Origin of the sequence: Flavobacterium sp. FPG59 (assembly GCF_002150205.1) — a bacterium.
GTDB lineage: Bacteria > Bacteroidota > Bacteroidia > Flavobacteriales > Flavobacteriaceae > Flavobacterium.
Genome location: NZ_MTCA01000293.1, coordinates 1 through 3,091 on the forward strand (window position 1 = coordinate 1; position 3,091 = coordinate 3,091).

General features: G+C 36.9%; 1 protein-coding gene. It reads left to right on the forward strand.

Annotated features, from left to right (window positions below):
* The coding region (locus tag FPG59_RS15220) for a gliding motility-associated C-terminal domain-containing protein (RefSeq protein ID WP_176330768.1) at positions 1–2,775 on the forward strand (2,775 nt) is incomplete at its 5' end.
* Positions 2,776–3,091 lie beyond the last annotated feature (316 nt).

The window sequence follows — 3,091 nt, forward strand, 5'->3', positions numbered from 1 at the left end:
ACACTAAGCAACCCATCGGCTGTTGATACAACTTATACTTTTGTTCTAACAAATGGAACTGCTGGAAGTGCAGATTACACCACTACAGACGTGACGGTAACGGTGCCTGCGGGTGCTACTACTGGAACCGTTTCGGTACCAACAACTGTGGATGCTATCGACGAAGTAAATGAGGACTTTAGTATTGCCTCTGGTACTGCTTCGGCTACGGGTACCATTATCGACACTAACAATGCTCCAACTGTGGCTACCATCACTCCGGCTTCCGCTACCGAAGGAACTGCTGTGGTATTCAACTTTACACTAAGCAACCCATCGGCTGTAGATACAACTTATACTTTTGTATTGACTAATGGTACGGCTGGAAGTGCAGATTACACCACTACAGACGTGACGGTAACGGTGCCTGCTGGTGCTACTACTGGAACCGTTTCGGTACCAACAACGGTGGATGCGATTGATGAAGTAACTGAAAACTTTAGTATTGCCTCTGGAGCTGCTTCGGCTACGGGTACTATTATCGACAATAACAATGCCCCTACTGTAGCAACGATTGCTCCGGCTTCGGCTACCGAAGGAACTGATGTGGTATTCAACTTTACACTAAGCAACCCATCGGCGGTAGATACAACTTATACTTTTGTTCTAACAAATGGAACTGCTGGAAGTGCAGATTACACGACTACAAACGTAACAGTAACGGTGCCTGCGGGTGCTACTACTGGAACCGTTTCGGTACCAACGACTACAGATACAATCGACGAAGTAAATGAAAACTTTAGCATTGCCTCTGGAGCTGCTTCGGCTACGGGTACGATTATCGACAATAACAATGCTCCTACTGTGGCTACCATCACTCCGGCTTCGGCTACCGAAGGAACTGCTTTGGTATTCAACTTTACACTAAGCAACCCATCGGCTGTAGATACAACTTATACTTTTGTATTGACTAATGGTACGGCTGGAAGTGCAGATTACACCACTACTGCAGTAACTGTAAATGTTCCTGCAGGTGCTACTACGGGAACTGTTTCGGTACCAACGACTACAGATACAATTGACGAAGTAAATGAAAACTTTAGTATTGCCTCTGGTACTGCTTCGGCTACGGGTACGATTATCGACAATAACAATGCGGTGATAGTAGCTGTAAATGACAATGTAGGCTTGGTTAATGGAATAACTGGTGGTGACACAGGAATCAACGTTTTAGATAATGATACCTTAAATGGAGCATTATTATCACATTCAGATGTTGTTATAACTTTTGTCCCTAACGGACCAATAACAGTAAGCGCTGATGGTAAAGTCAGAGTAGCTCCTAACACACCAGCTGGAGTATATACAGTTCAATATACTATATGTGAAACTATTAATCCAAGTAATTGTTCTATTGGAACTGTTACTGTGACTGTGGTAAGTGCAACTATGGTATTAACTGATGATGTTTACTCAAGTTTAAGCTGCAGTACTACAGGTATAATTGGAAATGTATTGACAAATGACACTTTCAACAACAGTCCATTATCTGCAGATAATATCAACGTAACGATACTTACTGGCCAAAATTCAAACATTCTGTTAGATAATTTAGGAAATCTTAGTATATCAAATAACATACCTACAGGACAATACGAATTGATTTACCAAGTATGCGAAAAACTAAATCCTTTAAATTGTCAAACGGCAAGAATTACAATTGTAATTAGTGACTTAGTTAGACCTACAATTGCAGCGTTACCAGCAATGACAACTGTTTCATGTGGTACAATACTTAATTTTGCACAAGCAACAGCAACTGATAATTGTGGAGCTGCAAGCTTAAGTTTTGTAGATATCACAACAGCAGGAAATTGTGCAGGATCTTATACAGTAACAAGAACTTGGACTGCTAGAGACGCTGCCGGTAATACTACAACAGCTTCGCAAATAATAAATGTTCAAGATAATCAAGGACCTATTACTGCTACCGCTTTCCAACAAAATGTAAATGTTAATTGCGATGCAATCCCAGTGAAACCTGAATTAGTCTTTACAGATGCATGTTCAAGTATAGCATCAAATAACTATACTGAAACAATTAATAACAACAATTCAAATTCATACACAATTGTTAGAGAATGGTTGGTAACAGATACATGCGGAAATACATCTAGGTTCACACAAAATGTGAATGTAACTAATGTAAATGGTTTGAAAACAATAGATAGTTCTGCGTGTAATGGTGATTCTGCTCTAATCAATTTGAGAAGTTTATTACCAACAGGAACATCTACAAATGGATCTTGGACTGATATTAATAACACTGGTGCTTTACAAGGAGATCAATTTAATCCTTTTGGTCTAAGCTTAGGAGATAAAGTATTTGAATACAAAGTAGTTGACACAACATGTCCACAAACCTATAGAATAACGATTACAGTCAATGATGATTGTTTAGTATTAGAATGTGGAACAGTAAAAGTATTTAATGCTATATCTGTAAATAATGACGGTGTTAACGATAAATTAGTAATTGAAAACATTGACAATACCACTTGTTATCCAGAAAATAGCATCGAAATCTTTAACCGTTGGGGTGTTTCAGTTTTTGAAACTAAAAACTATAACAACCAAACTAATTATTTTGATGGATACTCTAGAGGTAGAACAACTATAAAAGATACTAACAGTCTACCTACTGGAACATATTTCTATATTTTAAACTACACTGCTATTATAGATGGTAAAACTCAAGTTAAAAAACTTAGTGGCTATTTATACATAAATCAATAAATCAATTTAATTTAATTTTAAACCTGAGGCTAACACCTCAGGTTTTTTTTGCGATACTATCTAAAAAATAAATTAGCTAAATAGAGAGTACAAATGAATTGGTAGAAAGCTCAAACAAAATATATCAAAGGGAATATTTACTTGTCTTTTATCTTAAACGTTACCTTAGTGATAACAACTGTAAAGAATTTATCTCTTCATTTTCTAAAAAACCACTGTGATTTTGAGTGATAAATGATTCAATTATTCATATTTACAATAGTAAATGCTAATTAATATACCGTCTAATAAAACTTAAATTAGACCTTAAAACAGC